Below are 19,053 nucleotides of genomic sequence, written 5' to 3' on the forward strand. Positions count from 1 at the left end.
TGCCTGGGAAAGGCGCGCGCCGCTCAGCCCGGCAGGCCGAGCAGGTCGGTATCGCGGAAGCGTTCGTGCAGGCGCGCCGAAGCCTCGGGCACCGAACCATCGGCCAGCTGGAAGCAGGCATCGAGATGGCGCTCGGAGGCGGCCAGCAGGCGACGGTACAGTTCGCGGCACAGCAGGCGCGCCTTCTGCCCCGGCCAGTCGGGCGGCAGCAGCACGTCGGGCAGGGCGGGATCACGCAGCAGGAGGCGGCGATAGTCGTGGATCAACAGCACGCGCAGCAGGAAGGCGGTTTCGTCCGCAAGCTCGAAGCCGCCGTCGCGCAGCGACCCCAGCACCGGCTGGTAACGCGCGACGAAGGCGCGGTACATGTCCGCCAGGTGCTCGAGATCCCAGGCCGAATGCACCATCGCCGCGTCGCTCGCCGCCGTGCCGAGTGTCGCATCGGCCGCCATCAGGGGTTTCAGGCGGTCGAGCAGACCGCCCAGGCCCTCGGCCACGAGGGCGTCGAAGGCGGCGATGAGGTCGACGCTCGGGTGCACGAAGCAATCGTTGTTGAGCGAGCCGAAGCCATGCCAGACCAGCGCCTTGCGCAGGCGTTCGCGGTCCTTCGCGGCAAGCTCGCCGACGGTGACGATCAGGCGCCAGCGCCGGTCCCAGTGCGGCGTGGCCGCCGCATAGATCAGGCGCGAGGCTTCGTCGATGCGCTGCTCGCCCGACGGCGTCAGCAGGTAGTCGGTACGCCGCCCGGAACGCTCGCTCGCCAGCCACTCGTCGCGCACCAGGCGGAACACCGCCGTGCGCACCAGCCGCTCATTGAGCCCGAGCGGCTGCAGCAGGCGGATCAGGCTGCCGAGCCAGACGCGGCCGCCGCGCGGCACGACCGCATCCCCGAACACCGAAATGATCAGCGACCCCGCGTGCACACGGTCTTGACGACGAAAATCGTCGAGCAGCTGTTGCAGGGGACTGGACACGGCGTAGCGGAAGTCGTTGGCGTTCAAGGCCGCGAAGTCTAGCGGCTTCAGTGGCTTGCGCATAGATGGCATATCTCCGGCCAGCGCTTGCCAGGCCCCTGCTTCACGGCCCTTCATGCCGGCCCCCGCGCCGAAGCGCCGCGCCGGGCCAGCAGGGGCTGGAACCCCGGCTCCGGCACCGCCGGCTGCGCAATGGCTCGCCATAAAACGATACAAATAATAAAAATATTAGTACTTTTACGTATCATTTTTTGCGCTTCCGAACTTCATCCAAAAATTTTATAAATGACATAAAGATCGAATTTCAAGCCAATAAATACACTCAATATCATGTTAACAAACATATTTTGATCTGTGGAACACATTTTGAATAGAAGAAACAACGCCACATCAACACCTTTTCAACGATACGATTTCTTGACCTTCAATAATCAAATTTGTATCGTTTATAAAACAACCCGCCCGGAGAGAGACGCATGAGCCACCCCCTTCTTGAAAAGCACCGCGACACCCTGGACAGCGCCCTGAACGCGATCGCGACGCGTGGCTACTGGACGCCTTTCCCGGAAATGCCCAGCCCCAAGCTCTATGGCGAAACCGCGCCCGACGACGGCAAGCGCGCCTTCGAGTCCCACCTGGGCAAGCCCTTCGAACTGGAGCAGCCCGGCCAGGCCGGCTGGCTCGGCAAGGAAGCCTCACCCTATGGCGCCGCGCTCGGCGTCAGCTACCCGGTGTGCGAACCCAAAGCCCTGATCGCTGCCGGCACCGAAGCCATGAAGGGCTGGCAGGCCATCGGCGCCGCCGGCCGCACCGGCGTCTGTCTCGAGATTCTCGCCCGCCTCAACGCCCAGAGCTTCGAGATCGCCCATGCGGTGATGATGACCACCGGCCAGGGCTGGATGATGGCCTTCCAGGCCGGCGGCCCGCACGCGCAGGACCGCGGCCTGGAGGCCGTCGCCTACGCCTGGCGCGAGCAAAGCTTCGTGCCGGCCGAGTCCAACTGGGAGAAGCCGCAGGGCAAGAACCCGCCGCTGGCCATGAAGAAGCACTACCAGATCGTCGGCCGCGGCGTCGGCCTGGTAATCGGCTGCGGCACCTTCCCGACCTGGAACACCTACCCCGGCCTGTTCGCCGCGCTCGCCACCGGCAACGCGGTCATCGTCAAGCCGCACAGCAACGCCATCCTGCCGGCGGCGATCACCGTGCGCACGATCCGCGCCGTGCTCGCCGAAAACGGCCTCTCGCCCGACCTCGTCACGCTGTGCGTCGCCCCCCAGCGCGCCGCCACGCAGGCGCTGGCCACCCATCCGGCGGTGAAGTCCATCGACTTCACCGGCAGCAACGTGTTCGGCCAGTGGCTGATCGACAACTGCCGCCAGGCCCAGGTGTATGCCGAGCTGGCCGGCGTCAACAACATCGTCATCGACTCCACCGACGCCTACAAGGCGATGCTGGGCAACCTCGCGTTCACGCTGTCGCTGTACTCCGGGCAGATGTGCACCACCTCGCAGGCGATCTTCGTGCCGGCCGGCGGCATCGACACCGACGACGGCCACAAATCCTACGACGAGGTCTGCGCCGACTTGGCGAAGTCGGTCGAGCGCTTCCTGGCCAAACCCGAAGTCGCCCACGCCGTGCTCGGCGCGATCCAGTCCGCCGACACCGCCGAGCGCATCGACATCGCCAACGGCGGCGAACTCGGCCGCGTCGTGCTCGCCTCGCAGCGCCTCGACAACCCCGACTTCCCCGCCGCCACGGTGCGCACCCCGGTGCTGCTGGCCTGCGACGCCGGCGACGAGAAGGCCTACATGGAAGAGCGCTTCGGCCCGATCAGCTTCATCGTCAAGGTCGCCGACACCGCCGCCGCGATCGCCCTGTCCGAGCGTGTCGTCAGCACCCACGGCGCACTCACCGTCGGCCTCTATTCGACGAGGCAGGACGTCATCGACGCCATGACCGAAGCCACCTGGCGCAGCAAGGTCGCGCTGTCGATCAACCTCACCAGCGGCGTGTTCGTGAACCAGTCGGCGGCCTTCTCCGACTACCACGGCACCGGCGGCAACCCGGCAGCCAACGCCGCGTACTCGGATTCGGCCTTCGTCGCCAACCGCTTCCGTGTCGTCCAGCGCCGCTACCACGTTTGAACGCATGCATGAATCTACTGCGCCCGCCCAGGCCGGTCCTGCGATGCTCGCCGTACATGAGTACGGCTGCGCTTCTCGAACCGGCCAGAACGGGCTCGCTACGATTTCTGCACGCGTTCCGGAGAGATGAATGAAGTTCGACAACATCCTGTTCGAGATCACCGACGGCATCGCCCGCCTGACGCTGAACCGCCCGGACAAGCTCAACAGCTTCACCGGCGCCATGCACGCCGAGCTGCGCGATGCGCTCGACGCCATCCAGGCCGACGCCGCGGTGCGCGTGCTGGTCATCACCGGCGCCGGCCGCGCCTTCTGCGCCGGCCAGGACCTGGCCGACCCCGACATGGCGGCGCTGCCCGACGGCCGCCTGCCGGACATCGGCAACGTCGTCGAACGCAACTACAAGCCGCTGGTGGTGCGCCTGCAGAACCTGCGCGTGCCGACCATCGCCGCGGTCAACGGCATCGCCGCCGGCGCCGGCGCCAGCGTGGCGCTGGCCTGCGACCTGGTGCTGGCAGCGCGCTCAGCCTCCTTCCTGCAGGCCTTCAGCAAGATCGGCCTGGTGCCCGACACCGGCGGCACCTGGTTGCTGCCGCAACGCGTCGGCATGGCGCGCGCGATGGGCCTGGCCCTGCTCGCCGACAAGCTGCCCGCCGACAAGGCCGTCGACTGGGGCCTGATCTGGGCCGCCTACGACGACGCCGAATTCGCCGCCAGGGTCGATGCGCTGGCCGCACAGCTCGCCGCGATGCCGACCAAGGCGCTGGTGCGCACCCGCCAGGCCATGCACGCCGCACCGGGCCACACGTTGGAACAGCAACTGTCCTTCGAAGGCGGCTTCATGCGCGAGCTCGGCTGGAGCCGCGACTACGCCGAGGGCATCGCCGCCTTCATGGAAAAGCGCGCGCCGCGCTTCACCGGGGAATGAGCGTGACGGACACCCAACACACCCCGCCGCGCGCCACCGCGCTCGATGCCTCTGCCGTCGTCGCCGTGGTCGGCGCCGGCGCCATGGGCGCGGGCATCGCCCAGATCGCGGCGGTGGCCGGCCATGCCGTGACGCTGCTCGACAGCCGCGCAGGCGCCGCCGCCGCGGCCATCGACGGCATCCGCGCGCAGTACCGCAAGCTGGCCGACAAGGGCCGCATGACGGCCGAGGCCGCCGAGGCCGCCGGCCGGCGCCTGAGCGCCGCCGCCGGGCTCGCCGAACTGGCCGGCGCAGCGCTGGTGGTCGAGGCCATCGTCGAGAACCTGGAGGCGAAGCAAGCGCTGTACCGCGAACTGGAAGGCATCGTCAGCGACGGCTGTATCTTCGGCACGAACACCTCGTCGATCTCGGTGACCGCGATCGGCGCGGCGCTGAAGCGCCCCGAGCGCCTCGCCGGCCTGCACTTCTTCAACCCCGCGCCGCTGATGGCGCTGGTCGAGGTCGTGTCCGGCCTCGCCACCGACAGGACGGTGGCCGACACCCTGTTCGCCACCGCCGCGGCCTGGGGCAAGACGCCGGTGCATGCGCGCTCCACGCCGGGCTTCATCGTCAACCGCGTCGCCCGCCCCTATTACGCCGAGGCGCTGCGCGTGCTCAACGAAGGCGGCGCCGACTGCGCCACCCTGGATGCGCTGATGCGCGACTGCGGCGGCTTCCGCATGGGGCCGTTCGAGCTGATGGACATGATCGGCCACGACGTCAATTTCGCCGTCACCCGCTCGGTGTGGAACGCCTTCTACAACGACCCGCGCTTCACGCCCTCGCTGATCCAGCAGGAACTGGTCGATGCCGGCTTTTACGGCCGCAAGAACGGACGCGGCTTCTTCGACTACCGCGACGGCGCCGTCCGCCCCGCGCCGCGCGAAGCGGTGGCGCAGGCCACGCCGACCGACATCGTGCTGCACGGCCAGTCGGCCGCCGCGCACGCGCTGGCCGACCGCCTGTTCGAGCGCGGCATCGCCTGCACCTGGAGCGACGGCAAGGACGGCCAAGGTGACGACGGCCGCATTGCCGAAGCCGGCGGCGCGGTGCTGTTCGTCACCGACGGCCGCAGCGCCACCCAGCGCGCCGCCGACCTGGGCATCGCCAACGTGGTGCTGATCGACGCCGCGCTCGACCACGCCAGCGCGACGCGCATCGCCGTCGGCGCCGCGATCAACGCCTGGGCGCCGGCCATCGGCGCCGCCATCGGCCTGCTGCAGGCGGCCGGCTTCGCAGTCTCGCGCCTGAACGACATCCCCGGCCTGATGGTGATGCGCACCATCGCCATGCTCGCCAACGAGGCTGCGGATGCGGTCAATCAGGGCGTGTGCGACGCGCGCGGCGCCGACGCGGCGATGCGCCTGGGCGTCAATTACCCGCGCGGGCCGCTCGAATGGGCCGACCGCATCGGCCTGCCGGCGGTGCGCGACGTGCTCGCTAACCTCGCCCGCTTCTATGGCGAAGACCGCTACCGCGTCTCGCCGCTGATCCAGCAACACGTCTTCGCCGGAAAGAACATCCATGACTGAAGCCCGCTCCCTCCCCACCGATCCGCAGGCGCTCGCCGAAGCCGTCGCTGCCGCCATGTGGTCGCGCGACCGCGCCGCCCAGGCGCTCGGCATGCGCATCGACAGCGTCGGCCCCGGCCGCGCCACGCTGAGCATGCCGGTGCGCGGCGACATGGTGAACGGCCACCACATCTGCCACGGCGGGCTGATCTTCACGCTCGCCGACACCGCCTTCGCCTACGCCTGCAACGCCTACAACCGCAACACCGTCGCCTCGGCCTGCAGCATCGATTTCATCGCCCCCGGCAAGGAAGGCGACACGCTGAGCGCCGAAGCCGTGGAGCGCACGCTGTCGGGCCGCACCGGCGTCTATGACATCACCGTGCGCGACGGCGCCGGCGGCATCGTCGCCCTGTTCCGCGGCAAGAGCCACCGCATCGCCGGCGACGTCATCCCCAACCCCGGCGGCGAACGGCAGTCCTGAGCCGGGACACGCCACAAGACAGAGAAAGAGAGGAGAGAACACCATGCCCGTGAAAAGCCCCCGCCCCGGCGATCTCGACCCCATCGAAACCGCCAGCCGCGACGAGATCGGCGCGCTGCAGCTGCAGCGCCTGCAGTGGTCGGTGCGCCACACCTACGACAACGTCGAACCCTACCGCCGCAAGTGCGAGGAACAGGGCGTGCATCCGGACGACCTGAAGTCGCTCGCGGACCTCGCCAGATTCCCTTTCATGACCAAGGCCGACCTGCGCGACAACTACCCCTTCGGCCTGTTCGCCGTGCCGCGCGACAAGGTCGCCCGCCTGCACGCGTCGAGCGGCACCACCGGCAAGTCGGTGGTGGTGGGCTACACCCGCAACGACATCGACAACTGGGCCGAGGTCGTCGCCCGCTCGCTGCGCGCGGCCGGTGTGCGCGCCGGCGACATGGTGCACAACGCCTACGGCTACGGCATGTTCACCGGCGGCCTCGGCGCCCACTACGGCATCGAGCGCGCCGGCTGCACCGCGGTGCCGATGTCCGGCGGACAGACCGAGAAGCAGGTCCAGCAGATCATGGACTTCCGCCCCGACGCGATCATGGTCACGCCGTCCTACTCACTGGTGATCGCCGAGGAATTCGAGCGCCTGAAAATCGCGCCGGAGGACATCTCGCTGAAGGTCGGCATCTTCGGCGCCGAGCCGTGGGGCGAGGGCATGCGCGGCGAGATCGAGAACAAGCTCGGCATCGACGCCATCGACATCTACGGCCTGACCGAGGTCATGGGCCCGGGCGTGGCCTGCGAATGCATCGAGACCAAGGACGGCCCGGTAATCTGGGAAGACCACTTCTACCCCGAGATCATCGACCCCGAAACCGGCGCAGTACTGCCCGACGGCGAGGAAGGCGAACTGGTGTTCACCTCGCTGACCAAGGAAGCCTTCCCGGTCATCCGCTACCGCACGCGCGACCTCACCCGCCTGCTGCCGCCCACCGCGCGCGCCTTCCGCCGCATCGGCAAGATCACCGGCCGTTCGGACGACATGCTGATCGTGCGCGGCGTGAACGTGTTCCCGACCCAGATCGAGGAGCAGATCCTGCGCGACAAGCGCCTGTCCGGCAACTACCAGATCGTGCTGACCCGCGACGGCCACCTCGACAACGTCGAAGTGCGCTGCGAAGTCCAGCGCGAACTGTCGGGCACGCTCAGCCGCAACGACGTCGAAACCATCGCCCGCACGCTGCAGCAGCACATCAAGACCATCATCGGCATCACCACCAAGGTGAACGTGATGGAATTCGACACCATCCCGCGCACGCTGACCGGCAAGGCCCGCCGCGTCATCGACCAGCGTCCGAAGCAACTGTGAGGAGCGCCGCGATGACGCAAACCCAAGTGACCCAAGCCTACATCTGCGACGCCATCCGCACCCCCATCGGCCGCTACGGCGGCACGCTGGCGGCGGTGCGCGCCGACGACCTCGGCGCCGTGCCGCTGAGGGCGCTGATGGCGCGCAACCCGGACGTCGACTGGAGCGCGGTGGACGACATCATCTACGGCTGCGCCAACCAGGCCGGCGAGGACAACCGCAACGTCGCGCGCATGTCCGGCCTGCTCGCCGGGCTGCCGGTCGAGGTGCCCGGCACCACCGTCAACCGCCTGTGCGGCTCGGGCATGGACGCGGTCGGCCTGGCCGCGCGCTCGATCAAGGCCGGCGAGACCGGGCTGATGATCGCCGGCGGCGTCGAGAGCATGTCACGCGCGCCCTTCGTCATGGGCAAGGCCGAAAGCGCCTTCTCGCGCAGCGCCGCGATCCACGACACCACCATCGGCTGGCGCTTCATCAACCCGCTGATGAAGAAGCTGTACGACACCCACTCGATGCCGCAGACGGCGGACAACGTCGCCGCGGACTTCGGCATCTCACGCGCCGACCAGGACGCCTTCGCGCTGCGCTCGCAGCAGCGCTGGGCCGCCGCGCACGCCGCCGGCCGCTTCACGAACGAACTGGTGCCGGTCGAAATCCTGCGCAAGAAGGGCGAGCCCGTCGTGTTCGACACCGACGAGCATCCCCGCCCCGACACCACGCTGGAAACGCTGTCCAAGCTGAAAGGCGTCAACGGCCCCGAGCTGAGCGTCACCGCCGGCAACGCCTCGGGCGTCAATGACGGCGCCTGCGCGTTGCTGCTGGCCTCGCAAGCCGCCGCCGCGCGCCACGGCCTGAAGCCGCGCGCCCGCGTCGTCGGCATGGCCACCGCCGGCGTCGCGCCGCGCATCATGGGCTTCGGCCCGGCGCCGGCGGTGCGCAAGGTGCTGGCGCAGACGGGCCTGACGCTGGCGCAGATGGACGTCATCGAGCTCAACGAGGCCTTTGCCGCGCAGGCGCTCGCCGTGCTGCGCGAGCTCGGCCTCGCCGACGACGAAGCCCGCGTCAACCCCAACGGCGGCGCCATCGCCATGGGCCACCCGCTGGGCATGAGCGGCGCGCGCCTGGTGAGCACCGCGCTGTGCGAGCTGGAACGCCGCAATGGCCGCTACGCGCTGTGCACGATGTGCATCGGCGTCGGCCAGGGCATCGCCCTCATCATCGAGCGCGTGTGACGCGGGGCCAGGCCATGAGCTACGACACCCTCGACATCGAACGGCGCGGCGCCATCGCCACGATCTGGATGGACCGCCCCGACGTGTTCAACGCCTTCAACGAACAGTTGATCGCCGAACTCGACGACGCCTGCCGCGCGCTCGACACCGACGCAGCGGTGCGCGTGGTCGTCCTCGGCGGCCGCGGCCGGCACTTTTCCGCCGGCGCCGACCTCCACTGGATGCGCCGCGCCGCCGACAGCAGCGAACAGGACAACCTCGCCGACTCGCGCCGCTTCGCCGCCATGCTGCGCCGCCTGGCGAACCTGTCCAAGCCGACCATCGCCCGCGTGCAGGGCGCCGCGCTCGGCGGCGGCACCGGGCTGGCCGCCGCCTGCGACATGGCGATCGCCGCCGACGATGCCAGCTTCGCGACCTCGGAAGCGCGCTTCGGCATCATCCCCGCGGTGATCAGCCCCTATGTACTGCGCGCGATCGGCCCGCGCCACGCGCTGCGCTACTTCCAGAGCGCCGAACGCTTCGGCGCCGCCGAGGCGAAGGCGATCGGCCTGGTCGGCGAAGTCGTCGCCCTCGACCAGCTCGACGCCGCCGTCGGCCGCCTGGCGCAGGCACTGCTGGCCTGCGGGCCGCAGGCCCAGTTCGCCGCCAAGGAACTGATCGCCGCCATCGGCGGGCGCCGCATCGACGACGCCGTCGGCGAGGAAACCGCCACCCGCATTGCCCGCCAGCGCGCCACCGCCGAAGCCCGCGAAGGTTTCGCGGCCTTCTTCGAGAAGCGCCCGCCGGCATGGACGGCGACATGAATCTCCGCCGCGCAGCGTGCGTGGCGGGTGTTTGAGGAGGAGACGGGCCGGTTCAGCGGTCCGCGTTCTGCTCCGGCCTGTCCGGAGCGGTGTTTGCCAGGAGGAAACACATGTATACCCAAGCAATGGACATTCCGGACGAATCCGGAAACCCCGGCGGCAAGAAACTCAGCGTCGTGTCCGCGCCGCAGAGCGAGCAGGAAGCCGCGTTCGAGGCCCGCATCGACGCCGACGGCCGCATCGAGCCGCAGGACTGGATGCCCGAGGCCTACCGCAAGACCCTGGTGCGCCAGATCAGCCAGCACGCCCACAGCGAAGTCGTCGGCATGCTGCCCGAAGGCAACTGGATCTCGCGCGCGCCCAGCCTGAAGCGCAAGGCGATCCTGATCGCCAAGGTGCAAGACGAGGGCGGCCACGGCCTCTACCTGTATTCCGCCGCCGAAACCCTGGGCACCGGCCGCGACGAGATGATCGCCGGGCTGCTCTCCGGCCGCGCCAAGTACAGCTCGATCTTCAACTACCCGACGCTGAACTGGGCCGACGTCGGCGTGATCGGCTGGCTGGTCGACGGCGCCGCGATCATGAACCAGATCCCGCTGTGCCGCTGCTCCTACGGCCCCTATGCGCGCGCCATGATCCGCGTGTGCAAGGAAGAATCCTTCCACCAGCGCCAGGGCTACGAAGCCCTGCTGGTGATGATGAAGGGCACCGAGGCGCAGCGCCGCATGGTGCAGGACGCGGTCGACCGCCTGTGGTGGAAGTGCCTGGCGATGTTCGGGCCGCCGGACGCCGACAGCCCGCACAGCGCGCAAGGCATGCGCTGGGGCATCAAGCGCGTCAGCAACGACGAATTGCGCCAGAAGTTCATCGACGCCACCGTGCCGCAGGCCAAGGTGCTGGGCGTGACCCTGCCCGACCCCGATCTGAAGTGGAACGAGGCCCGCGGCCACCACGACTACGGCCAGATCGACTGGCAGGAATTCTGGAACACCGTCGAAGGCAACGGCCCCTGCAACAAGGAACGCCTGGCCACCCGGGTCAAGGCACACGAGGACGGCCGCTGGGTCCGCGAAGCGGCCCTGGCCCACGCACGCAAACAACAAGCACGCGCAAGCAAGGAGGCAGCATGAACACCCCCGCACTGAAGGATTGGCCGCTCTGGGAAGTCTTCGTCCGCAGCAAGCAGGGCCTCGAACACAAGCACTGTGGCAGCCTGCACGCGGCCGACGCGGCCCAGGCACTGCACATGGCGCGCGACGTCTACACCCGCCGCCAGGAAGGCGTCAGCATCTGGGTCGTGCCCTCGGTCTCGATCACCGCCAGCAACCCCGACGACAAGGGCGAGCTGTTCGACCCCGCCGCCGACAAGATCTACCGCCATCCGACCTTCTACGAAATCCCGGACGAAGTGGGGCACATGTGATGAGCACGGCACCCAACGACTACCTGCTGCACCTGGCGGACAACGCGGTCGTGCTCGGCCAGCGCGACGCCGAGTGGTGCGGCCACGGCCCGATCCTGGAAGAAGACCTCGCGCTCGCCAATGTCAGCCTCGACCTGATCGGCCAGGCCCGCCTGCTGTACCAGCTCGCCGCCGCGCGCAGCGGCGGCGGCGCCACCGAGGATTCGCTGGCCTACTTCCGCGACGACACCGCATTCCGCAACTACACCCTGCTGGAGCTGCCCAACCACGGTGCGCTGGTCGGCTATGCCGCGTCGGACCGCGACTACGCCACCACCATCGTGCGCAACTTCCTGTACAGCGCGCTGATGGTGCTGCTGTGGGACGCGCTGCAGAAGTCGCCCGACGCCGACCTGGCCGCGATCGCCGCCAAGTCGCTGAAGGAAGCGCGCTACCACCTGCACCATGCCGCCGACTGGGTGGTGAAGTTCGGCGACGGCACGGAGGAATCGCACGCCCGCGCCCAGGCCGCGCTCGACCACCTGTTCCCCTACACGGAAGAGTTCTGGACGCCGAGCGCCGCCGAGGATGCCGCCATCGCCAGCGGCGCGGCGGTCGACGTGCGCACGCTGCGCGCGGCCTGGGACGCCATCGTCGCCGACACTCTGGCCGAAGCCACGCTGAAGCGGCCCGAAGTGCGCGGCTACGTGCCGGAAGGCAAGCAGGGACGCCACTCCGAACACCTGAGCTACCTGCTGGGCGAGATGCAGGGCCTGGCCCGCGCCCACCCGGACGGCACCTGGTAAGGCGGACGGCCATGCACGCCACGATCGACGACATCTGGTCCGCCCTCGACCACCTGACCGACCCGGAGATCCCGGTGGTCACGCTGCGCGAGCTGGGCATCCTGCGCGACATCCGCGAAACCGCCGACGGCATCGAGGTGGTCATCACCCCGACCTACAGCGGCTGCCCGGCGATGGGCCAGATCGAGGACGACGTGCGTGCGAGCCTGCGGCAGGCCGGCATCGAGGCGCGCGTGGTGACGCAGCTCGCGCCGGCCTGGACCACCGACTGGATGAGCGACGAAGCCAAGGCCAAGCTGCGCGCCTACGGCATCGCGCCGCCGCACACCACCCCCAGCGACACCAGCGTGATCAGGTTCGTGCGCCGCGCCGACACCCGGCCGGTGGCCTGTCCGCAGTGCGGCTCGACCAACACCACCCTGAGCTCGCAGTTCGGCTCCACCGCATGCAAGGCGCTGTACAAGTGCCTCGACTGCCAGGAGCCCTTCGACTACTTCAAGCCCTACTGACTTCAACCTTACTCATGCCGGAGCCAAACGCCATGTCAGCACTCCGTTTCCAAGAACTCGCCGTCAAGCGCGTGAGCCCCGAGGCCGCCGGCGCCGTGGCGATCACCTTCGACATCCCCGCCGCCGAGCGCGAGCGCTTCGCCTTCGAGCCGGGCCAGTTCCTGACCCTGCGCGCCACCATCGACGGCCAGGACGTGCGCCGCAACTACTCGATCAGCAGCCCGCGCAGCCGCCTCGCCCGGGACGGCGAAGTCGAGATCGGCATCCGTCCGGTCGAGGGCGGCCTGTTCTCCAACTGGGCCGCGCGGGCCATCAAGGCCGGCGACACCCTCAAGGTGATGCCGCCGGACGGCCGCTTCGTGATCAGGAAGAAGCGCGCCCTGCACCGCGTCGGCTTCGCCGCCGGCTCGGGCATCACGCCGATCCTGTCGATCGCCGCGAGCACGCTCGAAGAGCAGCCGGACGCCAAGTTCACGCTGATCTACGGCAACCGCCGGATGTCCACGGTGATGTTCAACGAGGCCCTGCAGGACCTCAAGGACCGCTACCGCGACCGCCTGACCATGATCCACGTGCTGTCGCGCCAGGCGCAGGAAGTCGATCTGCTGCAAGGCCGCATCGACGGCGACAAGGTACGCGCCATCATCGCCGCGCTGCTGCCGGTGGGCAGCATGGACGAGGTCTTCATCTGCGGCCCCGACGCCATGATCACCGACACCGAAAGCGCGCTGGTCGAGGCCGGCGTGCCCGCCGACCGCATCCGCACCGAGCGCTTCACTGCCAACCTGCCCGCCGGCGCCCAGCCGGTCGGCACCTCCAGCAGCGCCGAGGCCGCCGCCACCGCAACCAAGGACATCACGATGACCCTGGTCCTCGACGGCAAGGAGCACGAGATCGCCATCGGCCCCGACGAGCACCTGCTCGACGCCGCGCTCAACGCCGGCCTCGACCTGCCCTTCTCGTGCAAGGCCGGCGTCTGTTGCACCTGCCGCGCCAAGGTGCAGGAAGGCGAAGTCGTCATGGACAAGAACTTCACGCTCGAAGCGCCCGAGGTCGCACAGGGCTTCGTGCTGAGCTGCCAGGCCCGCGCCACCACCAAGCAATTGCGGATCAGCTTCGACGAACGCTGAACGATCGCGCGCGCACTGCGCGCTGCAGTTTGCTCCACCTCACTCCACGGCCGTTTCGACGGCCGTTTTTTTGGGAACCACGCGGCGAACACTGACGAGAGCAAGTGCCATCGCCGCCAGTGCAGCCACCAGCAGGAAACCCAGCCACGCATGTGCGCCAACCGGGGCCAGAGCACCGGCCAGCGGCGTGGCAAGCGAACCCAATATGTGCGTGCCGGCCCCCAGCAGCGCGGCGGTCGCGCCCAGCGCCCGCTCCTGCGAGGCCATCGCAATCGACATCAGTGGCGGTTCGGCCATGCCCAGGCCGAACATCGCGATGAACAACCCCGGGACGATGCCGTAAAGCCCGGCACCCGCCAGCGCGGCCAGCAAGGCCAATGCCGCGCCGCTGCCCATGATGGCGACCCCGAGCAGCGCCAGCAGCCCCGCCGGGCGTGTGCGGGCCAGGCGGCTGCTCCCCATGGCGCCCAGCATCATCGCGGCGCCGGTGCCGCCAAACACAAAGCCGAAGACGTCCGAACGCAAGCCGTAGCCGGTCTGGTACACATAGGACGCACCACCGACATAGCCGAACAGAAAGAAAAACACGGCGCTCAAGGCCAGAGCCGGAACGATGAACCGAGGATCGGCCAGCAGATGCCAGTAGGTGCGGAACACACCATCCAGCTTGAGTGGCACGCGCTTTTCTTCGATCAGTGTTTCCGGCAGGTTGACGCTCGAGTTCGCCAAAGCCAGCGCACCGACGATGGCCAGCGCCAGCATCACCGCGCGCCAGCCGAATTGCATGTCGATGACCCCACCGACCGCCGGCGCGAGGATCGGGGCGGCGCCCTGGATGGTCACGAGCAGGGCGAAGAGTTGAGTGGCACGGGCACCGCTGGCGAGGTCGCGCACCGAACTCATCGCCGTGACCAGCACCAGCGCGGCGGACAACCCCTGGAAAAAGCGGGCGGACAGCATCGTGTCCATCGACGTGCTGACGGCCGCCCACAACGAGGCCAGGATGAACACCAGCAGGCCCGCCATCAGCGGACGCCGGCGCCCCAGCGCGTCGATCACCGGCCCGAACACGAGTTGCCCCGCGCCCATCGCCAGCAGGAACACCGTCAACGTCAACTGCATGGTGGCGTAGTCGGTATTCAGGTCTTGTGTCATCCGGGGCATGGCCGCCAGATACATGTCGATGGCCGAAGGCCCCAGGATGGTGATGAGGGCCAGGGATGCGGCGGTTTTCATCCCGGCCGCTTGCTGTTGGGTATCCATGGTCATGAACGACGCTCGCCTGCACGATGCACTTCCAGCACATGAGAGGAAATTCACATACGCTGCGCATGTCTCTTTTAATCATAATTGACATACATTTCGTACGTCAATTAACATCCGCGGCGTATGTTATTTCGACAAAGGAAGCCGTGATGCAGCCGCAACGCCGTACCCGCGCTGAAATGATTGAAGAAACCCGCGCCAAACTGGTGGCGGCGGCCCGAATCGCATTCGCCAGCCAAGGCTTCGCCCACACTTCGATGGACGACTTCACCGCTGCGGCCGGCCTGACGCGGGGGGCGCTCTATCACCACTTCGGCAACAAGGAAGGGCTGTTGCTGGCAGTCATCGAGCAGATCGAGGCCGAGGTTGGAGATCACCTGCAAGCCGTCTCGGACGCGGCCCCCTCCCCCTGGGAAGGCTTCCGCCGCCGCTGTCGCACCTACCTGGAACTGGCGCTTGAGCCGGAGATCCGCCGGATCATCCTGCAGGACGCGCGCGCCATCTTCGGCGACGTTCCGCAAGCCGCGCAGTCAGTGGGCATCGCCGCGCTGCAGACCTCGCTCGACGGACTGATTGCCGAAGGCGTCGTCGCTCCGCTGCATACCAACGTGACGGCCCGAATGATCTACGGCGCAGTCACGGAAGCCTCCTTCTGGATCGCCGAACCGGAGGGCGACCAGGAAGCGCGTCTGGAGCAGGCACTCGAAGGCCTGGAACGCCTGTTGGGCGGCCTGCTCATCCACTGACCGCCCGCGTCCATCACTTTCCCGGGAGATACACCATGCAATGGCGCAATACGGCAGGCCGTTTCGGCATCTTCGCCAAGTTCTTTCATTGGACGAGCGCAGCCGCGTTCATCGCGGCCTACATCGTCGTCTACTACGTGATCTGGTTCATGGACGACACCTCGCCGGAATCCTGGCCGGTGCTCAACATCCATTGGGCGCTGGGCCTGCTGGTCGGCTTCCTGGTGCTGCCACGGCTGCTGTGGCGGCTGCTCGACGTGCAGCCCGCAGACCCGCCCGGTTCGGCGCTGGAGCACCGGCTCGCGCACGCGGCGCACTGGGGGCTGTACGGCCTGCTGATCGTGATGCCGCTGACCGGTTATCTCGGTACCGGCGCGCCCACCGATTTCGGGCCGTTCAGCGTGACCGCGTTCAACGAGACCGCCGCGTTCTCCTCGATCAGCCATGCCTTCGACTTAAGTTGGGAAGCCTTCGAGGAGCCGGTCGATGCCGTCCATCACTTCCTCGGCAAATGGGTGGCCTGGGTCGTCGTTGGCCTGCATGTGGCTGCGGCGCTGTTCCATCATCGGGTGCGCCGCGACGACGTGCTGGTGCGCATGCTGCCGTGGTCGCGCCCATCGAAGACCACATGACGGCAGACGGATACGCCGGCCCACACTGGGCCTTGCGGCGCTGATCGATCTCCGGCGGGCAGGCCCTGTCGCCGACATGAGGGCCTCCCACAGCAGGCGCGAAGCACGGATGGGAACGCCCCATTCATTGGCTGGATACGGTGCTGAACTACCGCCTGATACTCAGCAAGCCGACGATGCGTTCTCCCGCCCCGTCGACATGTCGCGGGAGATTGCGCCAGTCCTCGCTGCCTTGCCGGGTCCGGCAGCACAAACGGGGCAAGCGCTCGATATGATACAAATCATTTAATTTATTGCTTATGATTGGTATCAAATAAGCCTCATCCCCGCCACGCCGACCATGACCAGCCCACACGCTCTCAGTACCGCCTTCGATCCAGGCTCGATCGCCGTCATCGGCGCTTCCGACACGCCCGGCTCGGTGGGCCGGATCATCTTTCGCAACCTGCTCGACGGCGGCTACCGCGGCACGCTGCACGCCGTCAATCCGAAATACGACAGTCTCCAGGGCCACCCCTGCCTGCGCGCGATCGAGGACATCGGCCGCCCGGTCGACCTGGCCATCATCGCCACGCCGGCGCGCATGCTGCACAACGTCATCGCGCAGTGCGGACGCGGCGGCGTGCGCAATGCCGTCATCGTCGGCGCCGCCGGGCACACGCTCGAACGCCGCATCGTCGAGACCGCGCGCGAAACCGGGCTGCGCCTGCTCGGCCCGGGCAGCCTGGGCATCGCGCGGCCGGGCAGTGGGCTCAATGCCGCGCTCACGCGCATCGCCGTCAAGCCGGGCGAAATCGCGCTGGTGTCCCAATCCGGCGCGATGTGCTCGGTGGTACTCGACTGGGCGCTGACCAACGACGTCGGCTTTTCGTCGGTGATCTCGCTCGGCGGCACCGTAGATATCGACTTCGGCGAAACCCTGGAGTACCTGATCCACGATTCCCGCACGCGCTACATCCTGCTGTACGTGGATCGGGTGCACGACGCCCGCCACTTCATGAGCGCGCTGCGCTCGGCCGCGCGCATCAAGCCGATCATCCTGCTCAAGGCAGGCCGTCACGGCGACGGCCTGCACGCGGCCGGCACCGACCGCGTGTTCGACGCCGCCATGCGTCGCGCCGGCGTGGTGCGCGTGCAGAACATCGACCAGCTCTTCTTCGCCACCAAGGCGCTGTCCTGCGGCTTTCAGCCACGCGAGGACAGCCTGGCCATCGTCTCCAACGGCAGCGGCCCGGCCGACCTCGCCGCCGACCGCGCCAAGGATCTGGGCACCGAGCTGGTCGGCCTCGGCTCGCCCACCATCGCCGCGCTCGAACGCCTGGGCGGACGCGAGCGCCGCTGCCACAATCCGCTGGACCTTGGCGGTGACGCCGGCCCGCTGCTGTACCGCGACGCCATCCTAGCGCTGGCCGACGACCCGGCGGTGTCCAACCTGCTGGTGATCCTGTCGCCGCACGCGCTGGTCGAGCCGGTCGAAGTGGCGCAGGAGATCATCGACCTCGCCGCCCAGTTGCGGCTCAAGCTGTGCTGCTGCTGGATGGGCGGCGGACAGGTGGCCGAGGCGCGCGCGCTGCTCGCACAGGCCGGCCTGCCGGTGTTCAGTTCGCCCGAGGCGGCCATCGAACTGTTCCACAACATCTCGCGCTTCCACCGCAGCCAGGCCCTGCTGCTGCAGACCGCGGGCGGCGCCAGCGCCACCGCCTGCCGCCGCACCGGCGGTGCCCGCGTGCTGGTCGAGGCGCTGCTCAACCAGCGCCGCCATACCCTGTCGGCGATGGAGTCGAAGGCGCTGCTGCGCAGCTTCGGCATTCCGGTCACGCCCACCACGGTCGCGCGCGACGCCACCGAGGCCTTGTTCGTCGCCGAGCAGACCGGCTTTCCGGTAGCGATGAAGGTGGACGCCGCCGACATCGCCAGCAAGTCCGACGCGGGCGGGGTGCGCCTGAACCTCAACACCGCCGAATCGGTGTGGAGCGCCTACCACGACATCGTCGATACGATACGCCTGCGCCACCCCGAGGCACGCATCAACGGCGTCTCGATCGAGCCCTACCTGTACCGCCCGCAGGCGCGCGAGTTCAACATCCGCATCGACCGCGACGCCACTTTCGGCCCGGTCATCAGCCTGGGGCCGCAGGACGCCCCGGCGCTGCGCGCCTTCGCCCTGCCGCCGCTCAACGCGGTGCTGGCGCGCGACCTCATCGACTCGGCGATACCGGCCGAGCCCCAGGGGCCGCAGGGCAAGGCCGACGTGCCCGACCGCAGCGCGGTGGAGGCGGTGCTGGTATCGGTGTCCGACCTCGCCTGTGAACTGCCCTGGGTGCGCGAGCTGGAAATCGGCCCGCTGATCGTCGACGCCGACGGCGCCATCGCCGCCGACGCCCGCGTCGCCATCGACCAGGGCCTGCCCGCCGGCAGCGACCGCTACGCCCACATGGCGATCCACCCCTATCCGCTGCACCTGGTGCAGGACTGGCAGAGCGGCGACGGCCGCAGCATCCGCGCCCGTCCGGTGCGCCCCGAGGACGCCGGGCTGCTGCTCGCCTTCTTCGACACGCTCAGTGCCGAGACCCGCTACCTGCGCTTCATGGAAACAATCGAGGAACTCAGCCCGGCGATGGTCGCGCGCTTCACGCAGATCGACTACGACCGCGAGATGGCGCTGATCGCCACCCTCACCGACGAAGCCGGCGCCGAGCAGATGATCGGCAGCGCCCGCTACGCCCTCGCCGCCGACGGCGAGTCGGTCGAGTTCGCCCTGATCGTCGGCGACGGCTGGCAGCGCCACGGCCTGGGCCGCCGCCTGCTGGGCGCCCTCATCGAGGTCGCCCGCGCGCGGCGCTACCGCAGCATCTTCGGCGACGTGCTCGGCAACAATGCCAAGATGCTGCGCCTGATGCACAGCCTCGGCTTCCTGGTGCAGCCCCACCCGGAAGAGAACACGCTCAGGCGGGTGGTGAAGATGCTGCGCGGGAAATAGGCAGGGCAAGGTCCGACGGCGACGCTCCGGGCAGCGTGATCACGGCGGACTTGCCGTCGGCGCCCGCGAGTGTTGAAGTCCACGCTTTGTGCATTGCA

17 protein-coding genes are annotated in these 19,053 nt (G+C 68.5%); 15 read left to right on the forward strand and 2 right to left on the reverse strand.

Translation table 11 applies throughout. The features are described 5' to 3' along the window. Positions 1–23 precede the first annotated feature (23 nt). The gene (gene paaX / locus C666_RS06640; RefSeq protein WP_004335804.1) at positions 24–1,037 is read right to left on the reverse strand and encodes a phenylacetic acid degradation operon negative regulatory protein PaaX; all 1,014 of its coding nucleotides are present in this window, start codon (positions 1,035–1,037) and stop codon (positions 24–26) included. A 413-nt stretch (positions 1,038–1,450) separates the two neighbouring features. Here paaX and paaN point away from each other — a divergent pair, with 413 nt between their 5' ends. The 12 genes from paaN to C666_RS06700 all read left to right on the forward strand — a co-directional run bounded on the left by paaN (position 1,451) and on the right by C666_RS06700 (position 13,331). After that, a complete protein-coding gene (gene paaN, locus C666_RS06645; protein ID WP_004335805.1) occupies positions 1,451–3,118 on the forward strand; it encodes a phenylacetic acid degradation protein PaaN in 1,668 nt (555 codons plus the stop codon). Positions 3,119–3,248: 130 nt separating this feature from the next. Next, complete coding sequence (gene paaG, locus C666_RS06650; RefSeq protein ID WP_004335806.1) at positions 3,249–4,046, forward strand: 2-(1,2-epoxy-1,2-dihydrophenyl)acetyl-CoA isomerase PaaG; 798 nt, start codon at positions 3,249–3,251, stop codon at positions 4,044–4,046. After that, entirely contained in the window at positions 4,043–5,617 is a 1,575-nt protein-coding gene (locus C666_RS06655) for a 3-hydroxyacyl-CoA dehydrogenase (RefSeq protein ID WP_004335807.1), read from the forward strand. Before paaG ends, C666_RS06655 begins: the two co-directional genes overlap by 4 nt. After that, positions 5,610–6,080 carry a hydroxyphenylacetyl-CoA thioesterase PaaI gene (gene paaI, locus C666_RS06660; protein ID WP_004335809.1) on the forward strand — a complete coding sequence of 157 codons (471 nt, stop codon included), beginning with the start codon at positions 5,610–5,612 and terminating at the stop codon, positions 6,078–6,080. Before C666_RS06655 ends, paaI begins: the two co-directional genes overlap by 8 nt. 43 nt (positions 6,081–6,123) lie before the next feature. Next, positions 6,124–7,449, forward strand: coding sequence for a phenylacetate--CoA ligase PaaK (gene paaK / locus C666_RS06665; protein ID WP_004335811.1), 1,326 nt, complete (start codon positions 6,124–6,126; stop codon positions 7,447–7,449). A gap of 26 nt (positions 7,450–7,475) precedes the next feature. Further along, positions 7,476–8,681, forward strand: coding sequence for a 3-oxoadipyl-CoA thiolase (gene pcaF / locus C666_RS06670; protein ID WP_004335813.1), 1,206 nt, complete (start codon positions 7,476–7,478; stop codon positions 8,679–8,681). Positions 8,682–8,695: 14 nt separating this feature from the next. Further along, the gene (locus C666_RS06675) at positions 8,696–9,484 is read left to right on the forward strand and encodes an enoyl-CoA hydratase-related protein (RefSeq protein WP_004335815.1); all 789 of its coding nucleotides are present in this window, start codon (positions 8,696–8,698) and stop codon (positions 9,482–9,484) included. A gap of 110 nt (positions 9,485–9,594) precedes the next feature. Beyond that, positions 9,595–10,614: a 1,2-phenylacetyl-CoA epoxidase subunit PaaA gene (gene paaA, locus C666_RS06680; RefSeq protein WP_004335817.1), complete on the forward strand. Its 1,020-nt coding sequence runs from the start codon at positions 9,595–9,597 to the stop codon at positions 10,612–10,614. Beyond that, positions 10,611–10,907: a 1,2-phenylacetyl-CoA epoxidase subunit PaaB gene (gene paaB / locus C666_RS06685; RefSeq protein WP_004335819.1), complete on the forward strand. Its 297-nt coding sequence runs from the start codon at positions 10,611–10,613 to the stop codon at positions 10,905–10,907. The genes paaA and paaB overlap by 4 nt, the downstream gene beginning before the upstream one ends. Beyond that, on the forward strand, positions 10,907–11,692 hold the full coding sequence (paaC, locus tag C666_RS06690) for a 1,2-phenylacetyl-CoA epoxidase subunit PaaC (protein WP_004335821.1): 786 nt from the start codon (positions 10,907–10,909) through the stop codon (positions 11,690–11,692). The genes paaB and paaC overlap by 1 nt, the downstream gene beginning before the upstream one ends. Positions 11,693–11,703: 11 nt before the next feature. Further along, a complete protein-coding gene (paaD, locus tag C666_RS06695; RefSeq protein ID WP_004335823.1) occupies positions 11,704–12,201 on the forward strand; it encodes a 1,2-phenylacetyl-CoA epoxidase subunit PaaD in 498 nt (165 codons plus the stop codon). Positions 12,202–12,233: 32 nt separating this feature from the next. Further along, positions 12,234–13,331: a 2Fe-2S iron-sulfur cluster-binding protein gene (locus tag C666_RS06700; protein WP_004335825.1), complete on the forward strand. Its 1,098-nt coding sequence runs from the start codon at positions 12,234–12,236 to the stop codon at positions 13,329–13,331. A gap of 39 nt (positions 13,332–13,370) precedes the next feature. On the opposite strand, the gene C666_RS06705 is transcribed toward C666_RS06700, so the two are convergent. Beyond that, on the reverse strand, positions 13,371–14,600 hold the full coding sequence (locus C666_RS06705; protein ID WP_004335828.1) for a multidrug effflux MFS transporter: 1,230 nt from the start codon (positions 14,598–14,600) through the stop codon (positions 13,371–13,373). Positions 14,601–14,746: 146 nt separating this feature from the next. On the opposite strand from C666_RS06705, the gene C666_RS06710 reads away from it, so the two are divergent. From C666_RS06710 to C666_RS06720, 3 genes are all read left to right on the forward strand, one after another. After that, positions 14,747–15,343 (forward strand): TetR/AcrR family transcriptional regulator, encoded by a 597-nt coding sequence (locus C666_RS06710; RefSeq protein WP_004335831.1) that lies wholly within the window; start codon positions 14,747–14,749, stop codon positions 15,341–15,343. Between the two features lie 35 nt (positions 15,344–15,378). Next, the gene (locus C666_RS06715) at positions 15,379–15,975 is read left to right on the forward strand and encodes a cytochrome b (protein WP_004335833.1); all 597 of its coding nucleotides are present in this window, start codon (positions 15,379–15,381) and stop codon (positions 15,973–15,975) included. 340 nt (positions 15,976–16,315) lie between these two features. Next, a complete protein-coding gene (locus C666_RS06720; RefSeq protein WP_004335834.1) occupies positions 16,316–18,955 on the forward strand; it encodes a bifunctional acetate--CoA ligase family protein/GNAT family N-acetyltransferase in 2,640 nt (879 codons plus the stop codon). The last annotated feature ends 98 nt before the right edge of the window (positions 18,956–19,053 follow it).

Source organism: Thauera linaloolentis 47Lol = DSM 12138 (genome assembly GCF_000310205.1).
In the GTDB taxonomy this organism is placed as follows: domain Bacteria; phylum Pseudomonadota; class Gammaproteobacteria; order Burkholderiales; family Rhodocyclaceae; genus Thauera; species Thauera linaloolentis.